This window comes from Shewanella marisflavi (assembly GCF_023283925.1).
GTDB lineage: Bacteria > Pseudomonadota > Gammaproteobacteria > Enterobacterales > Shewanellaceae > Shewanella > Shewanella marisflavi.
The window spans coordinates 65,944-72,818 of record NZ_JAKIKX010000014.1 but is presented as its reverse complement, the minus strand read 5'-3'; the positions used below and the strand labels follow the sequence as shown (position 1 = coordinate 72,818).

The window sequence follows — 6,875 nt, the reverse complement described above, 5'->3', positions numbered from 1 at the left end:
GTGAATGTCCACACAGATTTCTTGTTTCATCTTGTTAAAGAACGTTCGCCTCATACTGGAGTCCAGCGGGCTAGGGCTGCGTATTCTACGCTTCTCCCTGTCGGCGTCAAGTGATTTTTAAGAAGTTTTTCAACTTTTCACTCTTACCATCTGAAGGCTGTTATCATCGATAAGCGACGCTGTTTGCCGTGTCAGTGGGAGCGCATTATAGGGAGCAGAATCTTTTACGCAAGGGCTTTTTTAAAGAAAAGTGCTACTTTTGCATTGTTTGCATGCTTTTTAGCCTGACCAGCTACTTTTTACCCATTATACTGGGCTATCCTCACTCTTTTAGCCGTTTTAAGGACCAAGCCGTGACAAAATCAATCCGTGCTTATAAGGGCGTCAGCCCGAAATTTGATGCCAGTGTATATATTGACGAGGCTTGCGTACTTGTCGGAGATATCACATTAGACACAGATGCCAGCATCTGGCCTTTGGTCGCCGCTCGCGGCGATGTAAATCATATAAAGATAGGCAAACGTTCAAATGTGCAAGATGGCACTGTGCTACATGTCACCCGTAAATCGGCAACTCGTCCCGAAGGGCATCCACTCTTAATCGGCGATGACGTTACCATAGGTCATAAGGCGATGTTACATGGCTGCCGCGTCGGGAATCGTATCCTTATCGGTATGGGTGCCATCATCTTAGATGGTGCCATTATCGAAGACGATGTGATCTTAGGCGCAGGCTCCTTAGTACCACCGGGTAAGACACTCGAGAGCGGACACCTTTATGTAGGTAGCCCCGCCAAGAAGGTAAGAGCATTGACCGAGGCCGAGATAAAATTTTTACCGGAATCGGCAGACAATTATGTACGTCTCAAAAATGAGTATATTGAAGAGGCATTACAGGATTTGCCAACCTAAGCAAAGATTGGGAACTGCACTCGATCCTTTTGGCGCCGGAGGCCCGGCGCCAAGATACCCAGATTAAGGCAATATTAGTCGACTCGTTCGACCTGGATATGGCCTTGAACATCAAACGATTCCTGCTCAATTAACTTCTCGGCCTGCTCCTCAATGTCGAAGCGGTACTGCTCAAACAGCATGATTGCCTGCTCGCTGTTGTTAATCTTCTCTGCCGCAAGATGCTCCAATACCTTTTGCCCTATATAGCAGTCAATCACGACCCCTTGTTGCTGCGCCGTAAAATGGATCGCGTTTAAGCTAGGCTCCCAGCTTAGATGTTCGGTAAATATGATGCTTTGATTCATGGCTTTTCACTCCTATCGCCATTAAGGATCATGACGTTGCCGTTAACTCGCTACGCAACTTATCAATAACAGGTTGCACCTCGGGTTCAACCCCACGCCAGATGGCGAAACTTTTCGCGGCCTGCCCCACCAGCATGCCTAGCCCATCAATCGTCATAATAACCCCTAGATCACTCGCCCATCGATTAAAGGCGGTAACCTCACGGCCATACATCATATCGTAGCAGACCGAATGTGGATCAATGATAGCCTCTGGCAGTGCTGGCAGTTCACCGCTCAAACTGGCAGAGGTAGAGTTGATCACCAGATCGAAGCTATGGGTCAGCTCGGCTAAGGTTTTCGCCTCGACTGCTCCATAAGTATTAAAGGTTTCCGCTAGCTGCTCCGCCTTACTCTGAGTACGATTATGAATTGCCAAAGACTTTATGCCGGCATTCAGTAACGGCAATATGGCACCACGGGCTGCGCCACCAGCACCTATAAGCAGCACGCTTTTCCCACTTAATGATCCTAGATGACGGGTTAAATCGGCAACCAATCCCAGGCCATCGGTGTTATCTCCCTTAATACGACCATCTGGTAACAGGCTCAGAGTATTGACTGCGCCGGCAAGCCTAGCCTCCTGTCCAAGACAGTCGCACAGGGCAAAGGCCTGCTCTTTGAATGGCAGGGTCACATTGGCTCCCTTACCACCTTCAACGAAAAAGGTCTGCAAAGACTCTGCAAAGCCATCCAGCGGCGCCAAAATCGCTTCATAGGAGACAGACTCTCCGGTAGAGGCGGCAAACATTTGATGAATAAAAGGGGATTTACTATGGCCTATGGGGTGACCAAACACCGCGTACCTATCCGGCGTGACCTCTTGCGTCATGGGAAACTCGTCTCTGTGACTCCTGATGCCCTCAGTCTACTGAGCTTTTCTCGCTAAGCAAAGGGCATCGCCATGCATTATCTTCACAGGCGTCCGGATTGATTGCTGACGGAGAATAGGCTAGTGTGCCGCTCAACGACACCCTATAGAGCAAGAGATACGGCGAGAGAGTCAGATGAAGTGGTTAAAAAAGTTGATAGCTAAACCTGCGGCCGAACGGGATCCACAGCAATCCAACGCCTACGATAGGATTGGTGGTGAAAAGGTTATTCGAGCGCTCGCCAAACAGTTCTACCAGCAGATGCAAACCAATCCTGAGACGCAGAGCTTACTTGCCATGCATAGCGCACCAATTGCCGAATCTGAGCAGAAGCTGTTTGAATTTCTGAGTGGCTGGCTAGGGGGCCCGCAGCTGTATCATCAACGTCATGGTCACCCGGCGCTACGTGCCAGACATATGCCCTTTAGCATAGATGAAGCGATGCGCGACCAATGGCTTCTGTGCATGGAGCGAGCCCTGGCGATAGAGATAAAAGAACCGCAACATAGAGAAGCGATCTACCAGGCGATATCCACACTGGCCGACCACATGCGCAACCAATGATGTTGTCGCTGTGATAGAAAAAGGGCTCAATCGAGCCCTTTATTATTCTAGAGGGCTTACGCCTCTAACCACTCTCTTGCCGTTAGAAAATCTGTATAGAGTTTGGCTTCAGGGCTGCCCGCCTCTGGCGTGTAGGCATATTGCCAGCGCACCAACGGCGGCATAGACATCAGGATAGACTCGGTGCGCCCGCCGGTTTGCAGGCCAAAGAGTGTGCCTCTGTCGTACACTAAGTTAAACTCCACGTAACGACCACGGCGATAAAGCTGGAAGTCACGCTCGCGCTCACCATACGCGGTCTCTTTGCGCTTCTTAACGATAGGCGCATAAGCTTTTAAGAAACCCTCACCCACCGCCTGCATAAAGGCAAAGCTGTTTTCAAACCCTGGCTCGTTAAGATCGTCGAAGAAGAGTCCGCCGACACCACGGGTCTCGTTACGATGGGGCAGGAAGAAATACTCGTCGCACCACTTCTTATATTTAGGATAAACGTCCTCACCGAAAGGCTCACATAACGCCTTGGCGCTCTGATGCCAAGCCACGACATCCTCTTCAAACGGGTAATAGGGGGTTAGGTCGAAACCGCCACCAAACCACCAGACAGGATCGGCGCCCTCTTTTTCGGCAATAAAGAAACGTACATTGGCATGGGTTGTCGGAACATATGGGTTATTGGGGTGGATAACCAATGAGACGCCCATGGCTTCGAAACTGCGTCCGGCCAATTCGGGGCGATGGGCTGTCGCCGATGCAGGCATAGCCGCCCCCGTGACATGGGAAAAGTTAACTCCCGCCTGCTCAAATACCTTGCCCTGTGTCAGTACACGACTCGTGCCACCACCGCCCTCTTCGCGCGTCCAGGAATCAGCCACAAATTTGGCCTCACCGTCGAGTTGTTCCAAACCGTCACAAATCCTTTGCTGCAATTCGAGTAAGAAGGCTTTGACTTGAGTGGCATCGGGCTTCATAAAAATTCCTTGTTATGGTTATCGTAAAATTTTACCGCTAATCACATCGATAATGGTGGATGGCTTTGGCTCTGCACCCAGACTTCCTGCCACCAGCCCATCTATCTTGCCATCAAACTGCCTGATCACCTCTTGCGCAGTCATGGCTGGATCTTCGCCGGTCAAGTTGGCGCTGGTCGAGACGATGGGCTTACCCAGGGCCTGGCATAACGCCTGCACGCCAGCATGGTTGGAGACTCGTACCGCCAGTGAATCGAACTGGCCACTCAACAGCTTGGATAACCCTGGCTGCTTGGGCATGATAAAGGTGAATGGACCCGGCCACTTGCTAAAGGCAAACTCTAGCTGCTGCTCAGTGAGCACAGACTGATCGATATAGGGTGTCAATTGAGAAAAGTCGCTGGCGACCAGAATCAATCCCTTTTGCCAGGGGCGCTGCTTCAAATCCAGCAGCTTCTGAATCGCCTCATCATTGTCGGGATCACAACCCAGCCCATAAACGGCTTCGGTCGGATAGGCAATAACGCCTCCCTGCATAACCGTTTCAACCAGGGCACAAGGATCTTGCTGTAACATGTCATCCTACCTTGCAGTGTTCAATCAGGGTCAACTTGACCATATTTGTCGAGATTATACAGACAAAGCTAATACGAACAATGCTGGAAAGCCGCTTAAGGCAGAGGACGTTTATACTTGCAAGCCTTTTGCGGGCATTCGAGACGCATCCCCGCAGCACCCTTGCGTTCAACCAAAAGACCAAAACCGCAGTCGGGGCAGGTTTCCTTCACCGGAGGGTAATTCACCAAAAACTTGCACTTAGGATAGGCACTACAGGCGTAAAAGCTTTTACCGAAACGGCTGGTTCTATGTTCCATAACGCCCTTATGACAGCTAGGACAGGGAATCGCCTCGGCCTGATCTTCCTGATCATGCTTCTCGATATGCTTACAGTCTGGATATCGGGTACAACCGATAAAAATACCAAAGCGACCCGATTTTACCGCCAATTCGGCGCCACACTCCGGGCACTCAGAACCTTCGATCACCTGGGTCTCAATAGACTCATGGTGCACCAAGGGGCGGGTATAGTCACAACTTGGATAGTTGTTGCAGCCAATGAAACCACCATGCTTACTGTTTTTTACCGACAGCTCACAGCCACACTTAGGACAGAGTTCATACTCTTTCTCAAGCGCATGCTCGTGTGAACTGAACAGCTGATCATCTATCTTGGACATGGTTTTCTCTGCAAACTTGGATGCTGGCCATTTTACCAAGCTCGGCATCACCTTGGGAATCTAATCTAGGGTTAATTATAACTAGTCTTCTTTGTTGCACTGAAATATATTGTATACAAAAATTACAAGGAGACTCTATGCTTCACCCATCACTTCGCGCGCTTTTACTTCTCGGGCCTAGCCTATTACTCGGCTGTAGCACAACCCCTCAGCAGCCAAGCCCTGCTTTCACTGACGAATTGCACGCCTTGCCTCAACAACAACTCTTTAGTCATGATAATCCTTTGCTCGATAAGGCCAGCTTCGAGCGGTCTGTGCAAGCCATAAACCAGCGTCAGGATGAGGAGAGCCTCGACGCTCTGCTCTATTACCTTAGGGCTTTTAGCTATTTCGGTCCCACTGATACGCTGACCGACACTGACTACGCCGCACTCACGAGTGCGCTGAGTCAACTGGGCAGAAGCAAGCTGATCGCTCAATCACCCAGATTGCAGGAGCATTTTGCCGTCACCCTATATCGATACTACGACAATGATGAACACGCCCAGCAGCTAGGTAGATTGTTGCCTTTGCTCAACCAGCAACTCGCACGCACCAGCAAGCAATCGCCGAATCAGGCCTCAGATTATGCACTCTGGGAGACATTGAGAGCCTATGGCATGCTACTGAACGTTGCGCGCAAACAACCTGATGGCGCACTCAATCAGCAATTGATTGCCGCCGAGCTGGATAAGCCCCTGCTCGACTATGCAGCCTCACCACTCAGTCTGCGCGATCAGCAAGATTGGCCCAGAGCCAATGCCTATTGGGCACTGGGCTTATATCGCCTGGCACTACCCGGCAGCGAAGAGGGAAAAACGACCGCAGCCGAACAGGCACTAGACGATGCCATGGACAGGCTCGCCGAAAGGGATGTCGCCCAGCGGGGAGAGGCCGCCAAGACCACCTATACCTTGGGCTATCATGTGAATGCCTTCGCCGGGCAGGAAGCCTGTATAAACCGCAGCACGATTTGCCAGATCCCTGAGCTGTCGCAAATCTTACCGATACGCCATCAATGCTCAGAGAGCCTGTATATCTTAGCGCAAGATCTGACGCCTGAAGAACTGTCGATTAGCTGTACTAAGCTCACCTCACAGGAGGCAAACTTTCATCAACTCCTTAAGACTCAACACCAAGCGACAGCCAATGATTACAATAATGCGCTGCAGGTGGTGGCCTTTAAAAACTGGAGTCAGTACAACGCCTATGGTCAGCTTCTGTTTGATATCAGCACAGATAACGGCGGCATGTATATCGAGGGCACACCGTCGAACCCTGACAATCAGGCCAGCTTCTTTGCCTATCGCCAGTATTGGATTGCGCCCGAGTTTGCTATCTGGAATCTCAACCATGAGTATATCCATTACCTTGACGGCAGATTCGTGAAATATGGCGGTTTCGGCCACTTCCCTAGCAAGTTGGTGTGGTGGTCGGAAGGGCTGGCCGAATACGTTTCCAAGGGTAACGACAACCCATCTACCCTAAAGGTAATTAAAGCCAAACTCACTGAGGCACCGGATCTTAAAACCATCTTCGCCACTGAATATAAGGATGGCCTCGACAGAACCTACAAGTGGAGTTACATGGCCATTCGATTCCTGGCCGAACATCACCCTGAAGCTTTAGTAAAACTTAGTCACTACCTAAAGACAGATTACTTCGAGGGGTATGAGAAACTGCTCGATGAGCTAAGTAAGGAACAAGCGGCCTTCTCTACTTGGTTGGCTGATCAGGTCGCCGATTTTAACGAGGGCGAAAGTGACAACACGCCCAAGATTAACAAACTCAATCGCTACGCCTATCGTGACTACCTGATGCCTGCCCATCTTAAATTAAATGAGGCGCATCAACACTTTTAGCCTGCCATTAAAAAAGGAGGCCCAGGCCTCCTTCT

The 6,875-nt window shown here is 50.4% G+C and carries 8 protein-coding genes; 3 read left to right on the top strand and 5 right to left on the bottom strand.

What is annotated here, in order from left to right; genetic code table 11:
* Positions 1 to 353: 353 nt before the first annotated feature.
* Positions 354 to 911, top strand: coding sequence for a gamma carbonic anhydrase family protein (locus L2712_RS18580; RefSeq protein WP_033540492.1), 558 nt, complete (start codon positions 354 to 356; stop codon positions 909 to 911).
* 74 nt (positions 912 to 985) lie between these two features.
* On the opposite strand, the gene L2712_RS18575 is transcribed toward L2712_RS18580, so the two are convergent.
* Both L2712_RS18575 and aroE read right to left on the bottom strand, forming a co-directional pair.
* The gene (locus tag L2712_RS18575; RefSeq protein ID WP_033540443.1) at positions 986 to 1,258 is read right to left on the bottom strand and encodes a DUF1488 family protein; all 273 of its coding nucleotides are present in this window, start codon (positions 1,256 to 1,258) and stop codon (positions 986 to 988) included.
* 28 nt (positions 1,259 to 1,286) lie between these two features.
* Positions 1,287 to 2,129 (bottom strand): shikimate dehydrogenase, encoded by an 843-nt coding sequence (aroE, locus tag L2712_RS18570; protein ID WP_248978663.1) that lies wholly within the window; start codon positions 2,127 to 2,129, stop codon positions 1,287 to 1,289.
* Positions 2,130 to 2,304: 175 nt separating this feature from the next.
* Between aroE and L2712_RS18565 the strand changes: the two genes are divergently transcribed.
* The gene (locus L2712_RS18565; protein ID WP_248978662.1) at positions 2,305 to 2,733 is read left to right on the top strand and encodes a group II truncated hemoglobin; all 429 of its coding nucleotides are present in this window, start codon (positions 2,305 to 2,307) and stop codon (positions 2,731 to 2,733) included.
* A gap of 56 nt (positions 2,734 to 2,789) precedes the next feature.
* Here L2712_RS18565 and hemF read toward each other — a convergent pair whose 3' ends face one another.
* The 3 genes from hemF to L2712_RS18550 form a co-directional block, all read right to left on the bottom strand.
* Entirely contained in the window at positions 2,790 to 3,701 is a 912-nt protein-coding gene (gene hemF, locus L2712_RS18560) for an oxygen-dependent coproporphyrinogen oxidase (RefSeq protein WP_248978661.1), read from the bottom strand.
* A gap of 18 nt (positions 3,702 to 3,719) precedes the next feature.
* Positions 3,720 to 4,277, bottom strand: a complete 558-nt coding sequence (gene tsaC / locus L2712_RS18555; protein ID WP_248978660.1) for an L-threonylcarbamoyladenylate synthase type 1 TsaC — start codon at positions 4,275 to 4,277, stop codon at positions 3,720 to 3,722.
* A gap of 95 nt (positions 4,278 to 4,372) precedes the next feature.
* Positions 4,373 to 4,939, bottom strand: coding sequence for a DNA topoisomerase family protein (locus L2712_RS18550; RefSeq protein ID WP_033540493.1), 567 nt, complete (start codon positions 4,937 to 4,939; stop codon positions 4,373 to 4,375).
* A gap of 137 nt (positions 4,940 to 5,076) precedes the next feature.
* Here L2712_RS18550 and L2712_RS18545 point away from each other — a divergent pair, with 137 nt between their 5' ends.
* On the top strand, positions 5,077 to 6,840 hold the full coding sequence (locus tag L2712_RS18545) for a collagenase (RefSeq protein ID WP_248978659.1): 1,764 nt from the start codon (positions 5,077 to 5,079) through the stop codon (positions 6,838 to 6,840).
* Positions 6,841 to 6,875 lie beyond the last annotated feature (35 nt).